This is a genomic window from Bacillus sp. ISL-45, from assembly GCF_018613195.1.
Lineage (GTDB): Bacteria > Bacillota > Bacilli > Bacillales > Cytobacillaceae > Mesobacillus.
Genome location: NZ_JAGGQQ010000009.1, coordinates 239840 through 260561 on the forward strand (window position 1 = coordinate 239840; position 20722 = coordinate 260561).

A 20722-nucleotide genomic window follows, 5' to 3' on the forward strand; every position below is an offset into this window, starting at 1 on the left:
CTGCGCTGTTGAAAGCAACCACGTTACAGAAAGAGCCTTGTATAAAAAAGATTTTCCCGGTAATAACTGATAAAATCAGTATTTTTGGGGAGAGAGAAGATGTATCTACTATTAGTAATAGTTGTCTGGATTTTTTTCGCTTATAAATTTATTGATTGGTCGCAATGGAAAAAGCAGTACTCGACAATCTTGTTTTTTATGGTGGTCAACCTGCTCTACAACACTCTTTATTATAATCACACTCTATGGGCATTCCGCGGTATCACAGTTGACTGGCTGAACCATTCCCTCATCAATATCGCGTTCACTTTTTTTATTTGCCCGGTCGGACTGATCATTTACCTCCAGCGTTTTCCTGCAACAAGGAGGAACCAGCTGGTCTATGTCGGTGTATGGGTAGGCTTTTACACAATAATCGAAGCTCTATTCGCACACAGGGGAATGTTCGTTTACGATAATGGCTGGAACAGCTGGCTCAATATTTTGCTGAATTTAGTTTTGTTTGTGATTCTGTGGATTCACTATCGCAAACCGGTGATCGCCTGGATCATATCCATCCCAATCGCTGTTATGTTCTATTTATTATTTCCGTTTCCGCTGGACAGCCTAAAGTAAAGGCCTTTTTTGGCATTGATTGTTGCTTGTTGCTTTTCGTGCATGTTCGAAAATTGGGCTAAAAATGGTGTCGGGGCTCTTTTCGAAAGACTTCTGAATAAAATTTGCTTTAGTACTCGCAAAAACCCAGGTGCCGGCTTTTGCTTTTGATTGAGAAAGAAACGAAATTTACGAAAAATGCCTAAGTAAAAGAGGTGGCTTAACTTGTTGATACAGAATGTATTATCAGCACCGGTATTTCTGGTTCTGCTTTTCCTGACCTATATCGCCATGTGGATGTATATCACAAGGCATGAAGTCAGGCGAAGGAATAATAATCGACCATGAAAAACCCTAATTTTCTGGGAAATGGTACAATTATGATTGAGTTTCGTTCAATTAATTGAAGTTAAAGTGCAATTAGCTTAGAGTTTTGTGCAATTACCTACTTTGTTCAGGCGATTATCCCTCTTGATTAAGAGAATCAGTAATAACAAGTGCTGATGAAAAGACAAAAACACGGTGGAAAAGATTCCACCGTGTTTTTTAAGTTCGAATTTCCATTGATGTTTCAACAAAATAGATTCAACCAAGTACCTTTAATCAATAACTCTTGCGACTGCTTTGCCGCAGTTTTTACATTTTCCTTCGAGCACCACACTGTCCTGGAAGCTCTTAATTACATATTTCTCAATTTGCACGGTGTCCTTGCAATGTCCGCAAAAAACATTCCGGACGAGCATCTGACGGACTTCAGCAGGAATCATAAGCCATTTTTTATTGGCATCAATGGAACCTGTTTCAACCGGTTTTTGAGGGCTGTGGGAATTTGCCTGGTCAAGTCTCTGGATGACCTCGTGAATCCTTTCCGGGACTGGCTTGAAACTTTCATGCTCCAGCCATTCAATCAAGATGTCGATCAGTTCCTTGCTGTCTCTCTCTTCAATGAGATCAAGCAGATCCATTTTTACTTCTGGATGCTGGACAAGGATGAAATCCACATACTCATATCTCCCAAACTCTGCAGCCAGAGCGAACTCAGTGTAAATTCTTTCTGCCAGTTCATCCTTAATGAAGTCCCAGCCTTTGTCTGTATACATCAGAAGGGAAAGCTTATCGTCTGTTGTCAGGTAGCAATTAGCAAGCACCCATTCAACCTTCTCCATTACTTCCTTTTGTTTAATGCCTGCAAAAGCACCATACATAGAGGAATGATGAAGGTCAGCTGTATAGATTCTTCTGTCTTTTGAGCCTGCGAGAATCTTGCCAAGGAGGCCCTTCCCGCCGTACATAATGATTTCATTAGCAGCGAGCAATATTGTGGTAAGCTCATCTTCACTTAATGCACTCTTCATATTATTTTCCATATAAGAAACTCCCATCAGTTAGAACGTTAGATTGATTATTACACCATACTGCAAAATAGTCCATGCACAAGTAAAAATGAGGAATGCATCATTCTAAAAATTTATTGCATTCTAAAAAGTTAGAACGTAAAATATAATTAGTACATAGTAATATATTGGAAGGTGATACGTAGTGGATTATATAAAGAAAACGATGGATGTGAATCTAGAGCAGCAAAAATTGATTTCGAGTCCGTTGCGGGTAAAAATCATTTATCTGCTTGCAATGAAAGCGATGACGGCAAAGCAGGTTGCCGATGAACTGGGGAAGTCAGCCGGCAGCATTCATTACCATATTCAGCAGTTGTATAATGGCGGGATTTTGGAATTGGAGGAGACGAAGGAAAACAGGGGAATCATTGAAAAATATTATCGCTCAAAGGCGACCCATTTTAACTTGAAGACGGAAGAGGAGAAGCCGGTCACGGAGCGAGTTGTGAGTCAGGGGACATATATTAGTTTAACTGAAGAGGACAGGAAGGAATTGCAGGATGATATAGACAGATTGTTTTTGAAATACGTTAAAAAATCAGCAGAGAAGAGTGAAAAGGATAAAGTTTCATATGAGATTAATTTCTCCTTAAAAAGAGAAATTGAGGAGGAGAGTTAGAGTGGAAAGTGCCATTAAGAAAAACCTTGTCTTATTCCTGATTGGGAAGGTGACCTCTGTCCTCGGGTCTTCGATTTATGCATTTGCAATCGGACTGTATATCCTGGCGAAAACAGGTTCAAGCCTCAATTTTGCCCTCACGCTTGTTCTCAGCATGCTGCCGCGGATATTGCTTGCCCCGGTTGCCGGTACTTTGAGCGACCGGCTGGACCGCAAGAAAATCATCATCTTCTCGAACTTTGCGAGTGCTTTTTGGCTTTGTATCATTCTGGGGTCCTTCCTGTTTTTCACACAGGAGATTTGGATTTTATATGTCGCAACGACCGGACTGAGCATCATCAGCACTTTTTATTCCATCGCCGTTACCTCATCGATTTACAACATGGTCGGGCCGGATCATCTGCAGAGAGCAATGTCATTGAACCAGGCAGCCATTTCCCTTTCTGCGATTCTTGGTCCGGTTCTTGGCGGAGTCTTCTTTGGCATGATCCAAATACACCTCTTCATGGCGTTGAACATACTTACTTATCTCTTCGCAGCTTTTGCAAGCACCCTCATAGAATACAATTTATTTTCAAAGAAAAAACCAGACAAAAAAACATCTCGTATTACCGAAGACTTGAGGCAAGGCGTTTCGTATATAAAGAGACAGCCATTTCTCCTCCATCTTGTCATCTTGAGCGTCTGGCTGAACTTTTGGTTTGCAGTCTTTCCGGTGGCCATGCCGTATTTAGTTTTGACAGTCAGGGAAATGTCCTCCATTCAGCTGGGAGTCATTGAAGGAGCATTTTCCGTGGGGATGATGGTCATGGCACTCATCCTGTCAGCAAGGAAGGAGATGAGAAGGAAGGAGCTATCCATCACAGGGGGGATGGTGCTGCTTTCAGCTGCCTTGATGATGATTGGACTGCCAGCATTGCCTGGATTCATGCACCTGCCAAACGCAGTGGTATTCGGTTTCTTGATCAGCATAGTCCTGATTCTCTCTGCTTCAATCATATTCATTAACACACCTGTAAGTGTCCTTTTGCAAAAAAACACCCCTGACGAGTATCGAGGAAGGGTCATGGCCCTCCTTGAAACCGGTTCAAGCGCGATGACCCCTGCAGGGTTTATCCTGTTTGGTTTCCTGCTTGAAAAATTGCCTGTGTGGCTTTTGCTTGGCGTTTGTGGAACCAGCCTGTTCGCAGTCGTATTCTATCTTTACCGCGAGAAGATGTTCCTAACATTGCTGCGGGAAGAAGACCAGCCCAAAGCAGCATCAATCTAAATGTTCTATAACTGAATGTTGATTTCACAGTATTGGAAAATAGTCGGAAAAACTCCGCTTAAGTTGGAAACTCCCCAAATTTTTTAAAAAATAAGGGGAGTTTTTCCGGTTATTTCAGCCAAATCGTTTGATTTTGTCTAATTTATAGCAGTTAACCGGAATATCTCCGCTTATTTCTGCTTCATTAGCCTCCTCTATATACATTAGCCGGAAATTCTCCGCTTATGAATTCTCATACCTGCACGAAGAATGATAAAAGGCAAAAATAAAAGGATGAGCGGAGTCGCTCATCCTTTTACCATTCCTTTGGCTCGTAATTCAAGTCGCTGAAAAGCTGCCTTTTCTCTTTCTTATTCAAGTCACGCCATTGGCCAATTGGCAGGTTCCCGAGATGGATGTTCATGATTCGGATGCGCTGCAGCCTGACAACTTGATATCCAAGGGTTTCACACATGCGGCGGATCTGTCTGTTCAATCCTTGTGTAAGGATGATATTGAACTCGTATTTTGATAGTTGCACGACCTTTGCCGGAAGTGTTTTTGTTCCAAGGATCCTCACCCCTTCTGACATCGCCTTGACGAATTCTGGAGTGATGGGCTTGTCCACAGATACAATATATTCCTTTTCATGCTTGTTTTCTGCGCGGAGAATTTCATTGACGATGTCTCCGTCATTCGTGAGCAGGATCAGCCCTTCCGAATCCTTATCAAGCCGACCGATGTTGAAAATCCTTAGTGGGTGATTGACAAGGTCGATGATGTTGCCCTTCACATGCCTTTCCGTTGTGCTCGTGATGCCGACCGGTTTATTCAAAGCAATATATACATAGTTTTGCGCCATCCTGATTTCTTCGCCATTCAGGCGAACCACATCCCCAGGCTCAACCTGGCTGCCGATTTTCGCAACCTTCCCATTGATGGTCACGCGCCCTTCCTCAATGAGCCGGTCCGCGCCGCGCCTTGACGTTTTACCAGTTTCGCTGATGAATTTATTGATACGCAGGGTAATCCCATCCTTAAATATGAAGTATACATTTAAGAATATTCCACATCCGGTTTATTTTCAAGCTTTCCTGCTGTCTGCAATAATAAACTGCAGGCAGATAGACGGTTTCTGTAAGAATTATATTTTAATGTAAAAAAGTGATTGGACATGGAGGAATTATATTGGTAGACGTCCTGACAGAAATAGAAATTAAATCCCCGGTTGTTAGGGCTTCAGAATATGGGGACGTGATTACTCTTTGGCAAAAGGCTCAGGCTGGGACTGGTTCGGGCTCCAGCTTAGCGACGGCCGTGAGCTGCTGCTTAATCAAATGTCCTCCGGTCAGCCAATGGCAAATGTTATTGAAGAGGACGGAAGTATCCGTTTTACAAGATCCATAACTTTCAAGAAAATAAAGCGTTGGAAAAGGGTATGTAAAGTAACCGGCAGGAAAGGCTGGCTGATGGAAAGAGCAGATCACTCTCTGGAAAAGGTTTATGGAACTTGTTGGGTATGCAAACTGAAAAATGGGAACGTTGCTGCGAGTAGCAAGGTTTTTGTTTTACAAAATCAAGGAAAGTTCGTTAGGAAAAGTGTAATTTCATCGAAAATATAGCCATAAATCGCTCAGAAAGGACTATATAGGATTAAACCTGACCCAAATGGTCTAAATAAGTAAGGAAAGAGTTGGTAACTAAGGGGCTGGGAAGTTTGTTGAAGAAGATTGTTTTGCGAATACGGGAAAGTATATGGCTGAAGCCGGTTATTTACAGCGTACTGGCATTCCTGCTGGCATTGGCCGTGATTTATATCGATCATAACGAATTGGCTCAGGGAATAGTCCCTTCGTTTTTGCTGACAAATGTTGAGTTGGCGCAGACGATTTTAGGTTCGATTTCTGGAGCGCTGCTGACAATGACGACGATTACCTTTTCGACGATCATGGTCGTGCTGACTACATATTCATCTCAATTTTCTCCGAGGACACTAAGTAATTTTGTCGAGGATCCGGTGACGTTGCGCGTGCTGGGAATCTTCATGGGAGGCTTCGTCTACTCGATCCTGTCGCTATTGTTCATGAGTGAAACATGGTACGAGGGCCAGGTGATCTCAGCTACGGTCGGGGTCTTCATTGCGTTCATCTGTCTCGCATTCTTTGCCTATTTTATCCATAATGTCGCCACTTCCGTCCAGGTCAGCACGCTGATCAGGGAGATCACTGAGGGGGCTTTAAAGGTTATCAGAAGACAGGAGGATACACTAGAGAGTGAATACACAAATGTAATTGATGACAGGAAAGATGCGGGATTCACCTACGAATTTGTCCGGGATGTAAAATCCAGGGGGTACGGTTATGTTCAGCTTACAGACTATCAAGGGCTTTTGAAATATGCATCTGTAAACGGGCTCGGGGTCGAAGCTAATTTCCTGAACGGTGATTTTCTGACAGAAGACAGCATTGCCTTCAGAGTCCACCATAGTGGTGAAATCAATGAGGATATTGATGCTGTCTTGAATCAATACTTAAGGCTCGGAAAAGAGCGGTCTTCGATACAGGATCCTGAATTTGCGCTGCAGAAGATTGTGGAGGTAGCCTTGAGGGCCATCTCCCCGGGGATTAATGACCCGAATACCGCCAGAGTCTGTATTTCCTATCTAGGCATGGCCCTGTCCCATCTATGCCGAGTCCGTTCAAATGGAAGGTATATAGCTTATTATGATGAAGATTTGCAGCCGAGAATTATCGGGAAGCAAAAACGCACGATGGATATCCTGTATTTATCCTTTTATCAAATTGTCCATTATGGAAGCCAGGACTTTTCCATTCTTACTGCTTTGATCGACGCTTATTTGCTGATTGGAAAAACGGCTGACGATTCCTTGAAAAAAAGCATATGGGAGCTGTATATCTACAGCATGGAAAAATTTGATTCAAACGAGTTGAAGGAGCTCGACCAGATCTATTTGAATGAGAAAAAAAGAGAACTATCAACGGTACTGGGAATCGCTCTTTAATGGATTCCTGACTTTTCTAGACAAAAAATGACAAAATTCATCAATTTTATGGGTCAAATGTAATAATTCCATTGTGCGAAACCTAGTTTGTTTGTTATTTTAATAATGGAACTACTCCAGAATATTTAGAATTTCCAACAGACATTCATGCGGCGAGGCACAGGAGGATTTATTTTAATGGGCAATGAAGGGAAGATACAACGATACACCGGTTTATCTATAATTATTTTTCTTCTGTTCGCGGAGCTGATTGATTGGCTGACTTCATTTTATTTTTCCATAAGTAAAGCGGAAGGCTTTTTGATTGATTTAGCTGTGTCCTTTTTCTACATCACATTGGTCTTCCTTGTATTTAAAGGATTAAAAAATGCAGCAGAGGATCTGGAAGGGCACAAAAAAAGACTGAAAAACATATTTGATACCCTGGATGTCGCGATTTGGTCCCATGATCTGAAGTCGGGCACACTGCTGATCACAACTGGTATCGAAAAATTATACGGACATTCATCCGAAGAATTTTATCAAGACAACACGCTCTGGAAAAAGGTCATCCATCCTGAGGATTTGTCCATCTTAGCCGAGAGGGAAGCTGGATTTTCAAGAGGGGAAGCTGTCACCAGTATATATCGGATCATTCGTCCTGATGGAGAGGTGCGCTGGATTCAGGACAGAGGCATTCCAGTCATTGATGAAAATAGAAATTTTGTTGATTTTACCAGTGTTCTATTCGACATTACCGACCGTAAGGAAAGTGAAGGACGCTATCGCAGCCTTGTGGAAATGTCGCCTGATTTGATTGCTGTTTACAGCAGAGGAAAACTGGATTATATCAATGAAGCTGGCTGCAGGCTGTTCAAGGCGGAAAGTCCGGCAGAATTGGTCGGAAAGCCGATCTCCAAGCTGATTCCCTCTGAGGTACTCTCCCGGATAAAAAACCGTGAATTGACAATAGATGAAGATTTTGAGGAAAAACTGTGGTTCGAATTTAAGGCGACACAGTTGGACGGGCAAGAGATTGAGGTTGAAATGTCCGCGATGCCGATTTTATATGAGGGAAGAATGGCTGAACAAATTGTCGGCCGTGATTTGACGCAGCGTAAGAAGGCAGAAAAAACCATTAAATATATGGCCTATTTTGACGTGCTTACCGGGCTGCCGAATCGGAACATGGTAAGGAAGCACCTGAATGCAGCACTATCAAACGGCAACGAGATGCTCGCAGTACTCTTCCTTGACCTGGACCGTTTCAAGATTATCAATGATACGAAAGGCCATCGTTTTGGCGACTTGTTGTTAAAGGTTGTTGCCAGCAGGCTGAAGAATGCAGTCAAGGATCAGGGGCTGGTATCACGCCAGGGCGGTGATGAATTCATCATTGTGCTCAAAGCTGTCAGCAGGGAACAAGTCATTGAAGTTGCGGACAGAGTCCTAAATGAGTTTAATGAGGGGATCACCATCGATGGCCAGGAGTTTTTTGTGACCCCAAGTATCGGAATCAGCATGGCACCAGAGGATGGCCAGGATGAGGAAACGCTGATCAAGCATGCCGATACGGCGATGTACCTGGCGAAAGACAGTGGAAAAAACAATTACCAGTTTTACACGACTCAGCTGCACGGGCTTTCATCACGAAAAATGGAGCTGGAGAATGGTCTAAGGAAAGCATTGGAGCATAATCAGCTCATGCTTCACTATCAACCACAGTTTAATATGGAAACAGGGGAAATCATCGGAGTAGAGGCACTTGTACGCTGGATGCATCCAAAAAATGGTCTCATATCACCAGCAGAATTTATTCCCCTTGCCGAGGAAACAGGGTTGATCGTCCCGCTTGGCAAATGGGTGCTGGAAAAGGCGGCGGCGCAAAACAAAGAATGGCAGGAGAAAGGCTGCAGGCCGATACCGATGTCAGTGAACATTTCTGTGCGGCAGCTCCAGGAAGAGCGTTTCATTTATACGGTAAAACAGGTACTGACCGATACCCAGCTGGCACCGAATTATCTGGATTTTGAGATCACTGAGAGCGTCATGCAGAACAGCGAGAAGACAGCGAGGATCCTGGACCAGCTGAAGGAGCTTGGTATAACGCTTGCGATCGACGATTTTGGTACCGGATATTCATCGTTAAGTTTGCTGAAGCATTTTCCAATTGATAAAATCAAAATCGATAAGTCATTTGTTGATGATATCATCCATCATTCCAACCAGGGAGCTATGGTCAAAACGATCATTGACATGGGACACAATCTGCAATTCGACGTCATTGCTGAAGGCGTCGAGGAACCGGAGCAGGTTGCATTTTTGCTCGAAAACGGCTGCGTGATCGGACAAGGCTATCATTTCAGCAGGCCTTTGCCAGTAGAAGAAATGGAAGAGCTGCTTTTTAAAAATACGAAACATGAAGGCATTCTGCAGTAGCGGAATGCCTTTGTTTAATTTTTTAACACTGTATATTGAAGCTTGCATTTGGGATGCTAAGGTTAAAAAAAGGAGTGCCTGGGATGAAAAGATTATTAATGGTGTCAACATTGGTTTTTGCTCTCTTTTTAGCCGGAGCAGTGCAGGCTCAGGGAAATGCCAATTGTAAAAAACTAGAAAAAACATTCAATACAAATGTAGAAACCGAAAATGGTGTCTGCAAGGTGGAAATTGTCCGTGAAAATATCAACCCGACGCATATGGGGAAAAAGCTGTCTCCGGAAACGATGGAGCTGGTCTTCCATTTCGGATTTGAAAAGGTAGATGGACAGGTTGCTGTCATGGGAGAGCTGGCGCTTATGCAGGAAGAGGTAAATCCTGTTCTTGATGAATTGCGAAAAGGGAAGCTTGAAGTAACAGCAGTTCACAACCATATGATGCATGAGGAACCGAGAATCATGTATGTCCATTTCCAGGGGATCGGCGATATGGAACAGCAGGCAAAAACGATTAAAGCAGCGATTGATAAGACGAGTAAATAGGAAAGTTTCTTTTGAATCAAGAACTGTATCCAGCAGCAGCCAATCAATACGAAAAAGCAGCGGATTTTAATTTCGCTGTTTTTCTAAGAGATAAGATAAAATAAATTTTACTAAGAGAATTGTCCAGCTCCAGCTGACCAAGTCGCTTGCGGTTTACTAATGATGTTTAACAGAAGTGAGATTAGGCTATACACTTTCGTATACTAAAGGAGGAGGAACACATCAATGAATGAAAAATACAAACCATTATTTGAAACCTTTACGTTCCCTAATGGAATTAACCTGAAAAACAGACTTGTCATGGCACCGATGACCAACTTTTCGTCGAATGAGGATGGAACTGTAACGGACGCAGAGGCAGAATATTATGCCCGCCGTTCGCAAGGCGTAAGCATGGTGGTAACTGCGTGTACATATGTGACACGGAACGGGAAAGGGTTTCATGGAGAATTCGGTGCCGATACCGATGAAATGATCCCAAGCCTTAAGAGGCTGGCAGCAGCGATAAAAGCTGAAGGTGCAAAAGCGGTGCTGCAAATCTTCCATGGCGGCCGCGAGTGTCCTCCCGAGCTTGTGCCAAACGGTGATATTGTCAGTGCGAGCGAAATTCAATCAGAGCGCAATAGCGCGAAAGCACCACGTGCATTGTCGGGAGAGGAAGTGGAACAAATCATTGCCGCATTTGGGGAGACAACCCGCCGAGCGATTGAAGCAGGCTTTGATGGAGTCGAGATCCATGGGGCCAACGGGTATTTAATTCAGCAATTCTTTTCCCCTCATTCAAACAGACGCGATGATCAATGGGGCGGCTCCCTGGAAAGAAGGATGGCATTCCCATTGGCTGTTGTTGATGAGGTAAAAAGAGTGACCGCAAAGCATGCAAAGGAACCGTTTATTGTCGGATATAGGTTTTCACCGGAAGAGCCTGAGGAGCCGGGAATTACGATGGCTGATACTCTGGAGTTGATAGATGTCCTGGCAGATAAAGAGCTCGACTACTTGCATGTCTCATTGAACGATTTCTGGTCGAAGCCAAGAAGAGGTGTCAACGATGACCGATCAAGAATGGAAATCATCCAAGAACGAGTCGGCAGCAAAGTTCCTGTCATCGGTGTCGGTTCGCTATATAGCGCAGATGATGTAATCAAAGCATTTGGAACTGGAGTACCATTGCTTGCGTTAGGCCGCGAACTAATCATTGACCCAGATTGGGTCGAAAAGGTCCAAACAGGCCGTGAAAATGAAATTGAAACAAAGATCGATACTGGTGCGCAGGCTCGGCTAGTCGTTCCGGATCCATTATGGCAGGCAATCGTCAATACACCAGGCTGGTTTCCAGGCATTCAATAAAAAAATTGCATTTATAAGAACCAAAGCTGCTGTTTTGGTTCTTTTTTTCGTTCATTTTAATCGGATTTTCCTTAGCTGAGATTCTTATTGGCGAAGTTCACAGGTTTATTGGCGAACTGGAAATTACCCTCGTTTTTTTCCAGTTGTTTTGCCATAAAAGTGTAAGATATATCACCGTAAGCAGCAGGTGAAGTCTTTATAATGAAATTATGTAAGGGCTTACATTTATATGAGACCTGAATCCACCTAGACTGACGCAGCTTTGCCAGGAACGACAACGGGAGGGGATGTTTGTGTTGCTGACGGAAGAACAGAAAATGGTGCTGGATATTTTTGAGGAAATGAAAAACCATGGGCATGAACAGGTGATTTTCAATTATGACAAGGCAACTGGATTGAAGTCGATCGTCGCAATCCACGATACGACGCTCGGCCCTGCGCTTGGGGGATGCCGGATGTGGAATTACGAATCTACAGAAGATGCGTTGCGGGATGTTCTGCGCCTTTCCAAAGGAATGACCTATAAATGTGGTGTTTCGGGGGTGGCGTATGGAGGCGGGAAAGCGGTCATCATAGGTGATCCTAAGTCGGAAAAATCGGATGAGCTTTTCCAGGCTTTCGGCTCATTCATCGAAACATTAAAGGGACGCTTTTACACAGGAACGGATGTCGGTACTGTCGGGATGGATTTCGTTTCTGCATCAAAGCAAACAAAGTATCTGGTTGGGTTGCCTGAAGAATATGGCGGCAGCGGGAACTCTGCTGTTATTACGGCCTTTGGTGTGTGGAAGGCAATCAAGGCAACTACAAAAGAAATCTTTGGCACAGATTCACTTCTCGGTCGGAGAATAGCTGTCCAAGGCCTTGGTAAGGTCGGCCGCTTTCTCGTTGGCCACCTTCATGAAGAGGGAGCGAAGCTGATTGTCACTGATATTTTTGAAGAGAATGTAAAAGAAGTCCGGGAGCAATATCCGGATATCGAAACAATCGACCCTCTTGATATATACAGCGTAGAGTGCGATATATTTTCACCCAATGCATTGGGCGCCGTTATCAATGACATCACGATCCCAAAACTTAAGTGCCTGGCAATTGCCGGAGCAGCGAATAATGTACTGGCAGAAGAACGTCACGGCGACATGCTGCATCAGAAAGGAATCCTCTATGCTCCGGACTACGTGACAAATGCAGGCGGTTTGATTCAGGTTGCAGACGAACTTCACGAGTACAGCAAGGACAGGGCGTTCAGGAATGCAAGCATGATTTATGACATTCTGGAAAAAATCTACAAAATCTCCAAATCTCACGATATACCAACGTATAAAGCTGCAAATATATTAGTGGAAGAGAAGATTGAAAAAATCAGCCGGATTCAGAGCAAGTATACAGGCTGAACAACGGGAGATGTTAAGCATGCGCTATCGAAGCTTTACAGATGTCATTGATGCTGCACGGACAAGACCGCCTGTAAAAATGAGCGTCGCTGCCGCACACGACCGGGATGTGCTCGATGCTGTCAAAGCGGCTGTGGAGCTCGGAATCATCGAACCTTATCTAGTCGGCGACCCGAAAAAAATTTTTGAACTGGCGAAGGAAATCGACTTTTCTGTGGAGGAGTATCCTGTATATCCTGCCTATACTGAAAAGGAGAATGCTTTTAGTGCCGCTAAACTGGCAAGCGAGGGACATGTTCAGATTATCATGAAAGGGTTCGTGAATAGCACCCCATTTTTAAAAGGGGTTCTTCATAAGGAGCTTAATTTAAAAACTGGCAGTGTCATCAGCCATATCTCCGTTTTCGATATACCGGGGGCTGAACGGCTGATCAGTATGAGTGATGGCGGGATCAATATAGCTCCGGATTTTCAGCAGAAGAAGCAGATCATCCTGAATGCGGTCGAGTTCCTCGACAGAATTGGAGTCGACCGGCCGCGGGTAGCGATTCTGGCAGCCAATGAACGAGTCAGCGAAAAGATGCCTGTGACTGTGGAAGCCGATCATCTGGCCATGCTGATAAAAAATGAAGCGAGTCAGGAGCTGCTGATAGAAGGACCGCTTCCGCTCGACCTCGCCATCAGCAGGGAATCGCTCCTGCATAAAGGGCTGGAAAGCGAGCTTGAAGGCGAAGCGGACCTGCTCATTGTTCCAACGATTGAGGCAGGAAACTTCCTTGGCAAGGCGATTACCTATTTTGCACAGGGAACTATGGCGGGAATGGTGCTTGGTGCAAAAGTGCCGCTCGTATTGAACTCCCGGTCAGATACAGCGGAGGCTAAATTGGCCTCGATTGCACTAGCCGTCGTTGCGGCATCCAATACTACGGTCAGCGTTTAGATAGGAGAGGTATTATGAAAATCCTTGCGGTAAACCCAGGGTCTACTTCTACAAAGCTAGCAGTTTATGAAAATGAAAATTTGCGTTTTGAACAGACCATCCGCCATCCTGATGCTGAAATCATGAAGCTTCCGGAATTGGAAAACCAGCTTCCGTACAGGCTTAATTCCATCATGGAAGCTTTACGGCTGCAGGTGTTCAATCCTTCACAGCTGGATGCTGTCGTTGGCCGGGGTGGAATGCTGAAGCCAATGGACAGCGGGACCTACATGGTTGATGAAAATTTGCTGAATGATGCACGATCAGGGAGATATGGCAATCATGCTTCGAACCTGGGGTCGATGATTGCTGCCGAAATAGCTGGTGCTCACCACATCCCAGCCTATATAGTGGATCCTGTATGTGTGGATGAGCTGGCAGAGGAAGCAAGGATTTCCGGCCTGGCTGATATAGAAAGGAAAAGCCATGTTCATGCACTCAATATTAAGGCCGTTTCGCGTAAAATTGCAGCTGAACTCGGAAAGGATCTAGTTGAAACGAACTTTGTCGTGGTCCATCTTGGAGGCGGCATTTCAGTCGCTGCACTTCAAAATGGCAGAATCATAGATGTCAACAACGCCGAAAATGAGGGGCCATTCTCTCCCGAACGGGCAGGCGGGCTCCCTGCAAAACAGCTAGTCCAGCTTTGTTTTTCAGGGAGATATACCGAAAAGGAATTACTTCAGCGGATGACCAAGCAGGGGGGGGTGTATTCCTATCTCGGCACCAAGAATCTCATAGGTGTTGAGAAACGGGCCGCTGAGGGTGACACGGAGGCTGCCCTTATTTTAAAGGCGATGGTACATCAGATTGGAAAAGAAATTGGGGCTATGGCCACCGTAATGGAAGGGAAGCTTGACGGAATCATCCTGACCGGGGGAATCGCCCATTCAGATATGATAACAGGTTTAATCAAGAAGAAAATCAGTTTTCTGGGAAAAGTTTTCGTACTGCCTGGTGAAGCGGAAATGGAAGCATTGGCTGCCGGTGCTTTACGAGTGATGAACGGGCTGGAGGATGTGAAAATATATTGAAAATGGATCTGTTCATGCTAATTGTTATTTTTACAACCTGTTGATTGTAGTAGAAGGCGCGAAGACTCCTCCGAAAATGCTAACGCATTTCCATCGTGCGTGGGCAGTTTCGAGGAAGCAATTCAATGTCCTGCGGGATGAGGAAGTCATGGGGCGACCCCGCATGCGCTTAAAGCGACGAGGAGGCTCCCCCACTGTAAGGAAGAATTTGATCTTTGAAAAAGCCGGCAGTAGGGCTTTTTCATAATTCTTCCCAAGGAAAGCGAAGAACCTGGAACGAAAATCAACAGCCGTTTTTAACAGAGCTATGAAATAAAAGGCCTGAGCCACCGTGTATTACGAGAGGCTCAGACCTTTTTTTCGCTAGAAGAAAAAACTCTTAAACTGTAAATTACCGAAGACTTTTTTTAAGAAAGCAGGCTTTCATAGACTTTTATATTTGCATGAATAGCAGATAAAATTGGGGCATCCAAACCCAATTCCTGAGCCTTCTCCAGCAAATAGCCAAAGAGGTGATCAGCTTCTGTCGGGAGTGATTTTTCCATATCACGCTGCAGGGAGGATTTCATTCCATGGCCAATTTCATTCATTTTCCCTAGGGTGGCTTCCATTGAGCCTTGTGCAAGATTCGCGCCGATCCTCTCCATGATTGCCGCAGCTTCATGCACCAGTCTATCGATTGTATTCCAGCCATGCTCTTGATCGCGAATAGGGCCGATTGGTGACCTGAACAGGGAGGTGATGCCGCTTAGGGAGGTAATGAATAAGTACTTGTGCCACATTTCCTGCTGGATCTTTTCAGAAAGGCGGAAGCTTGCCTTCGTTCCGCTGAATGCTTTTTCCAGCAGTAAAATCCGTTCCGTTTTTTCGCCATTCCATTCACCGAATACGAAATCATGGATTGGGCTGGTTTGAACGATTTTACCATCATGATCCAGTGTTGTCTCAATAAAGCATAGGCCGCCAATTATTCTTTCAGCCCCGAATGCCTCTTTCAGCACATCTACATGGGCAATTCCGTTCAATAATGGCAGAACCATCGTCTCATCTCCTACATACGGCCGGATGTCCTCGATCGCGCCCTCCAAGTGGTAGGACTTCGTAGAGACAAGAATAACATCATATGGTTCCACATTTTCTCCTGCCAAAACCGTCGCTGGTTCCGGAATATGTATATTCCCGTGAATGCTTTCCACCAGCAAACCATTTGATTGAAGCTGCTGCTGGCGTTTTTGGCGCACCAAAAACGTTACATTTTCTCCTTTTTCCAAAAGGCGTCCGCCAAAGTAGCCGCCAATTGCACCTGCTCCTACGATCAATATCTTCATTTCCCTCAACCTCCTTGACGATGTAAAAGGGCACGCCTGGAATCAAGCGTGCACCATGGTTGTTTTAAAATTAGGCTCTTTTCTCAAACTTTGTTGCTATTGACTACAAAATAGGATTGTATTACCTAAGTTTCTTTACAAAATTAACGCTTATTATGAGAAAAGAGCTTGCAAACTTAATACCGACATACAAAATGACTTTACATCACGTTAAAATCGGCTTTAGGATTTTAACAACAAACTTTACGAAAACAGCCTAAAATTATCAAAAAGCTTTATTTGGTTCAACTTTGAGAATTGTTCAGCTCCAGCGCCTAGCCAGGTCTGGACAAGGCGCTGGAGCTTTTCTATTAATATGCAAGGAAGGCTGCTAGCAGCCCGCCTGCTGTAATAAGGACAAAAATGATTTTTGCAAAAAGGGGAAGCTGCTCTTTCCCTTTGTCATTAACCTGATTTTCTTTCTCGTTGACTGATTTGCGATATTCGGGGCTGCAGCATCCGCTCATCGTTACGCCACCTTGTTATACTTGGAAATATCCTCTTCAAGCGGAATGTTTTTAGCCCGCGCCTTCTTAGCAGCGTTGAAGAAAATAACCGTGATGACAGCTGTTATAATTAATGCGCCGATATTGGATACTGTCAGAGACTGGCCGAATCCAATTTGGGCATTAAGGATATAGGAAGTCGTAGCTGCTGTCATGAACATTCCAGGAATCACGGCGATCCAGTAATTCTTCTTGGCGATGAATAGGTACATGGCACCAACCCAAAGCGCGATGACAGCTGTTGACTGGTTAGCCCAGGAGAAGTATCTCCAAAGAAGTGTGAAATCCACCTTTGTCAGTGCGAAAGAGATAACGAACAACGGAACAGCAATCCAAAGACGGCTGGCAATTTTCTTCTGTGAAAAATTGAAGTAGTCAGCAATAATCATACGCGCGCTGCGGAAAGCCGTATCACCAGAAGTGATTGGCAGTACAATTACACCAAGTACAGCAAGCGTTCCGCCGATTGCTCCAAGCATCAATGTTGAAGCTTCGCTTACGATAGCAGCAGGTCCGCCGTTAGCCAGCATGTCGTTCAAGCCGTTATAGCCATCGAACAGGCTCATCGCAGCTGCTGCCCAGATCATCGCGATGACACCTTCAGCGATCATCATGCCGTAGAAAATCTTGCGGCCATTCTTTTCATTTTGCGTTGTACGAGAAATGATCGGTGTTTGTGTTGCATGGAAACCTGATAGCGCTCCGCAAGAAATCGTTAAGAACAATAGCGGGAAGATCGCTGCATTACCAGGATGGAAATTCGTTAAAGATAATTCAGGAATCGGTGCTCCAGTGATGACAAGCATTGCGCCAACTCCGACTGCACTGATCAACAGCAATGCGCCGAAGATCGGGTAGAAACGGCCGATGATTTTATCAACAGGAAGAAGCGTCGCCAAAATGTAGTAAATAAAGATTGCCCCGATAATCAGGCCCATCGTTACTTTTCCATCCATCAGATTATGCAGCAGGCCAGCTGGAGCTGTGACGAAAACGGTTCCAACTAGAAGTAAAAGAAGAATTGCGAATGCATTAACTACGTGCTTCATGACTTTTCCGAGGAATTTTCCTGCAAGTTCAGGAAGGTGTGCGCCTCGGTTACGGATAGAAATCATACCTGTTAAGTAATCATGGACAGCACCAGCGAAAATTGCGCCAAGAACGATCCAAAGGAAAGCAACCGGTCCGTAAAGCGCTCCCATGATCGGTCCGAAAATAGGACCTACACCAGCGATATTAAGGAGTTGGATCAAAGAGTTCTTCGCTGTGGACATTGGCACATAGTCAACGTCATCTTTATGGGTATAAGCCGGAGTATAACGGCCTTCGTTCACTCCGAATACCTTCTCTACAAATTTCCCATACGTAAAATAACCAATTATTAAAATTGCGATACCAGCTAGAAAGGTATACATATGAAACCTCCTCAAATTTGAATTGTATGCGTTTTCATTAAGTATAATAGAGAAGGTGGAATTATGGCTGTTTTGTGAACAAGATGCAGAAAAGTGAGCTTGAAGTGCAAAATTTGTCGATTGAAATGCAAAAAAGCATCCTTAAGATGCTTTAAATAATTTATAATTCTAGTTGGATTCTGAGCGATTTTACATAATTCCGGCTGACTGACAGCATTTCATCCCGGCCAGCGATTTCCAGTTGATAGGCTCCATTGAACCAGGGGGTAAGGCGGATAACATAATCCAGATTCACAATATAGCTTTTATGAATGCGGAAAAAAGAATACGCTGTCAATCTGGCTTCAAGGTCCTTTAAAGGAATTTTGTTTTCATATTCCCTTGTTTTTGTAACAATTTTTGAATACTTTTCTTCTCTCGATATGTACAGGATGTCATTTGGGTCGAGATAAAAGATTTCGCCATCACCTTCGACGGCGAGCTTTCCAGTCTGCTTGCCCGACTCTTGCTCGGCAGGCATCAGGAAATGCTTTTCAATTCTTAGGATCGTTTCCTTCAGCTGATTCTCGTCATAGGGTTTTAGCAGGTAATCAACTGCTTCGTATCTGAAAGCCTCGGCAGCAAATTGCGGATAGGCAGTTGCGAACACAATCAGCGGTGTTTTTTTAAGTTCCATCAGCGCTTTTGCTGCTTCCATCCCATTCATTTTCGGCATTTCAACATCAAGGAAGACAACATCAGGATGCAGCTGTAAGGCCTTCATGACTGCAGCTTCACCGGATTCAGCTTCCCCGACAACCTGGATGGAAGGGAAGGACTGCAATAAATGCTTCAGCTCATCCCTGCTGTATAATTCATCATCAACGATTAATGTACGTATCATCTTGTCCATCTGTTATTCCTCCGCTTGGGAAATCATAAAAGAAATCTTTGTCCCTTTTCCTGGCTCACTATCAATCCGCAGTGACGCTGATTCCCCAAAATTCATCGTTAGTCTTCTATTTACATTGAAAAGTGCAATCCCGCTCCCTGTTTCTGAATCAATTATTTGTTTACCCAACTGGTCGATCCGTTCCTTGCTCATTCCCTGTCCATTATCTCTCACCGTTACTAGTGTGCTTTTATCGACTTTATGGATCTCTATAAGAATTTGGCAGTCATGATCCATATTCTTGATCCCGTGTTTTACGGCGTTCTCTACAATTGGCTGAAGAGTGAGCGGCGGGATTTTTACAAGCAAAGCGTCATCATCAATATCATAGGTAACCATTAGTTTTTCTACAAATCTGGCCTCTTCAATTGCTAAATAGGCTTTCACATGGGCTAATTCCTGCTCAAGAGTTGTCAATGGCACCGTCGTCGCTGTCAGGTTCTGACGCAGGAAATGGGAAAGAGACACTAACAGCTTCCTTGCTTTTGATGGGTCAATCCTGATCAGCGAGGTAATGACGTTCAATGTATTGAAAAGGAAATGAGGGCTGATTTGTGCCTGCAGGGCCTTTACTTCAGCTTCCTTGGCAAGCTGATAGGCTTTTTCAGCTTCGGCGATTTCAAGCTGGTTGCTAAGCAGATTGCTGAGTCCGGATATCAACTCAATGACGACATTGGTGATTTCCTTTTCCGATTTAAAATAAAACTTGAGTGTGCCAATCGTCTCATCACGCAGTTTCAACGGAGCGATCACGGCTGCGCCAAGCGGGCAGCTTAGCTCGCGGCAGTGAATCGTTTCATCATTGGCGACGACAAGTTTGCCACTTTTCAGTACATCCCTCGTAATCTGAGTCTGGATAGGACTTGTTGAGCGATGATGGTCATCAGCAAGCCCGACATGTGCCAGGATTTCAGATTGGTTTGTGATTGCGACTGCGCTAGTCTGCACTTCGGTGTGTAAAATCTGGCAGACAGCCCGTGCTGATTCTGAATTGATGCCCTTGCGCAGGTAAGCAACCGTCTGGTCGGCAATCCGCAGTGTTTTTTGCGCAAGCATCGCCCCAGTCTTTTCTTCTTCAGAAACAACATTTTTGATAACCATCAAAAATAAAGCAGATCCAAGTCCATTTGCAATAATCATTGGAACCCCGATAATTTCGACGAGTGTTTGCGCTTGGTCATAAGGCTTGGCAATCAAAAGGATAATCAGCATTTGCACCGTTTCGGCAATCGCCCCGACCAGGAAGGCGGTCCTCAGATTGACATTATTTTTCTTCTTTTGAAAACGGCCGGCGATAATTCCGGCGACGATTGCTGCGAGTCCGCAGGCAAGAGCGGTGAAGCCTCCGAGCGTGAAACGATGGAGACCCGCGATTAGGCCTGCCCCAATACCGACCTTGTAGCCGCCCAGCAAACCGGCAATCACGATTCCGATGACCCGGGAATTGGCAATGGCTTCATCCGATGCCAGGTCAGCAGCCCAGGGGTTGAACTGCAGATTATCCGTTGAGAAACTCATGCCGGAATATGTGCCGATAATCCCGAAAAAACCAAAAAATAGTATGGCGAGATATTGCTGTCGCCTGTTCAGGGAATCATGGTAAATCAATCCCCGGAAGAAGCGGAATCTCGTTAAAATGAAGGCAATCGTCACAATGATGCCAAGCCTTTCCAGCATCGTAATGAGTAATTCGAACATAACCGTACTCCTCAGGAAGTATTTGCACTTATTTTAAATGAATGCTTAGGAAAAACAAAGATACACTGTCCGAATTTTTAATAAAAATAAGCCTGGCGTGCAGCTGCCAGGCTTTGTCCAGGGGGGAAATGAAATTTTGCTTGTGCAATTATGGTGGATTATAGGGGAATTTCCTTTTTTATAGAGAGAATATCCTTTTTATAGCGA

General features: G+C 44.4%; 18 protein-coding genes. 11 read left to right on the forward strand and 7 right to left on the reverse strand.

The window, feature by feature from the left end; genetic code table 11:
- Positions 1–99 precede the first annotated feature (99 nt).
- Positions 100–615, forward strand: coding sequence for a CBO0543 family protein (locus J7E35_RS13445; RefSeq protein WP_214780489.1), 516 nt, complete (start codon positions 100–102; stop codon positions 613–615).
- A gap of 578 nt (positions 616–1193) precedes the next feature.
- On the opposite strand, the gene J7E35_RS13450 is transcribed toward J7E35_RS13445, so the two are convergent.
- On the reverse strand, positions 1194–1961 hold the full coding sequence (locus tag J7E35_RS13450) for an RQC-minor-1 family DNA-binding protein (protein WP_214780491.1): 768 nt from the start codon (positions 1959–1961) through the stop codon (positions 1194–1196).
- 172 nt (positions 1962–2133) lie between these two features.
- On the opposite strand from J7E35_RS13450, the gene J7E35_RS13455 reads away from it, so the two are divergent.
- Together J7E35_RS13455 and J7E35_RS13460 are read left to right on the forward strand one after the other, a co-directional pair.
- Positions 2134–2610, forward strand: a complete 477-nt coding sequence (locus J7E35_RS13455) for an ArsR/SmtB family transcription factor (protein WP_353049989.1) — start codon at positions 2134–2136, stop codon at positions 2608–2610.
- A 1-nt stretch (position 2611) separates the two neighbouring features.
- Entirely contained in the window at positions 2612–3880 is a 1269-nt protein-coding gene (locus tag J7E35_RS13460; protein ID WP_214780493.1) for an MFS transporter, read from the forward strand.
- A 295-nt stretch (positions 3881–4175) separates the two neighbouring features.
- Here the strand turns inward: J7E35_RS13460 and rluF are convergent, their stop codons facing one another.
- Positions 4176–4883: a 23S rRNA pseudouridine(2604) synthase RluF gene (gene rluF, locus J7E35_RS13465; RefSeq protein WP_214780654.1), complete on the reverse strand. Its 708-nt coding sequence runs from the start codon at positions 4881–4883 to the stop codon at positions 4176–4178.
- Positions 4884–5124: 241 nt separating this feature from the next.
- On the opposite strand from rluF, the gene J7E35_RS13470 reads away from it, so the two are divergent.
- The 8 genes from J7E35_RS13470 (at position 5125) to buk (ending at position 14598) form a co-directional block, all read left to right on the forward strand.
- Entirely contained in the window at positions 5125–5481 is a 357-nt protein-coding gene (locus tag J7E35_RS13470; protein ID WP_214780495.1) for a lipocalin family protein, read from the forward strand.
- Between the two features lie 95 nt (positions 5482–5576).
- On the forward strand, positions 5577–6881 hold the full coding sequence (locus J7E35_RS13475; RefSeq protein ID WP_214780497.1) for a DUF2254 domain-containing protein: 1305 nt from the start codon (positions 5577–5579) through the stop codon (positions 6879–6881).
- Between the two features lie 177 nt (positions 6882–7058).
- The gene (locus J7E35_RS13480) at positions 7059–9299 is read left to right on the forward strand and encodes a sensor domain-containing protein (protein ID WP_214780499.1); all 2241 of its coding nucleotides are present in this window, start codon (positions 7059–7061) and stop codon (positions 9297–9299) included.
- 83 nt (positions 9300–9382) lie between these two features.
- Positions 9383–9841, forward strand: a complete 459-nt coding sequence (locus J7E35_RS13485; RefSeq protein WP_214780501.1) for a DUF1259 domain-containing protein — start codon at positions 9383–9385, stop codon at positions 9839–9841.
- Between the two features lie 225 nt (positions 9842–10066).
- Positions 10067–11191, forward strand: coding sequence for an NADH-dependent flavin oxidoreductase (locus J7E35_RS13490; protein ID WP_214780503.1), 1125 nt, complete (start codon positions 10067–10069; stop codon positions 11189–11191).
- A gap of 323 nt (positions 11192–11514) precedes the next feature.
- Positions 11515–12585, forward strand: a complete 1071-nt coding sequence (locus J7E35_RS13495) for a Glu/Leu/Phe/Val family dehydrogenase (RefSeq protein ID WP_214780656.1) — start codon at positions 11515–11517, stop codon at positions 12583–12585.
- A 19-nt stretch (positions 12586–12604) separates the two neighbouring features.
- Complete coding sequence (locus J7E35_RS13500; protein WP_214780505.1) at positions 12605–13525, forward strand: bifunctional enoyl-CoA hydratase/phosphate acetyltransferase; 921 nt, start codon at positions 12605–12607, stop codon at positions 13523–13525.
- A 14-nt stretch (positions 13526–13539) separates the two neighbouring features.
- Positions 13540–14598 (forward strand): butyrate kinase, encoded by a 1059-nt coding sequence (gene buk, locus J7E35_RS13505; RefSeq protein WP_214780507.1) that lies wholly within the window; start codon positions 13540–13542, stop codon positions 14596–14598.
- Between the two features lie 407 nt (positions 14599–15005).
- Here buk and J7E35_RS13510 read toward each other — a convergent pair whose 3' ends face one another.
- The 5 genes from J7E35_RS13510 to J7E35_RS13530 all read right to left on the reverse strand — a co-directional run bounded on the left by J7E35_RS13510 (position 15006) and on the right by J7E35_RS13530 (position 20515).
- Positions 15006–15926, reverse strand: a complete 921-nt coding sequence (locus tag J7E35_RS13510; RefSeq protein ID WP_214780509.1) for a ketopantoate reductase family protein — start codon at positions 15924–15926, stop codon at positions 15006–15008.
- 350 nt (positions 15927–16276) lie between these two features.
- Complete coding sequence (locus tag J7E35_RS13515) at positions 16277–16432, reverse strand: hypothetical protein (protein WP_214780511.1); 156 nt, start codon at positions 16430–16432, stop codon at positions 16277–16279.
- Between the two features lie 2 nt (positions 16433–16434).
- A complete protein-coding gene (locus tag J7E35_RS13520; RefSeq protein WP_214780512.1) occupies positions 16435–17886 on the reverse strand; it encodes a carbon starvation CstA family protein in 1452 nt (483 codons plus the stop codon).
- Positions 17887–18046: 160 nt separating this feature from the next.
- Positions 18047–18778, reverse strand: a complete 732-nt coding sequence (locus J7E35_RS13525; RefSeq protein WP_214780514.1) for a LytR/AlgR family response regulator transcription factor — start codon at positions 18776–18778, stop codon at positions 18047–18049.
- Between the two features lie 3 nt (positions 18779–18781).
- Positions 18782–20515, reverse strand: coding sequence for a sensor histidine kinase (locus J7E35_RS13530; RefSeq protein ID WP_214780516.1), 1734 nt, complete (start codon positions 20513–20515; stop codon positions 18782–18784).
- Positions 20516–20722: the final 207 nt, after the last annotated feature.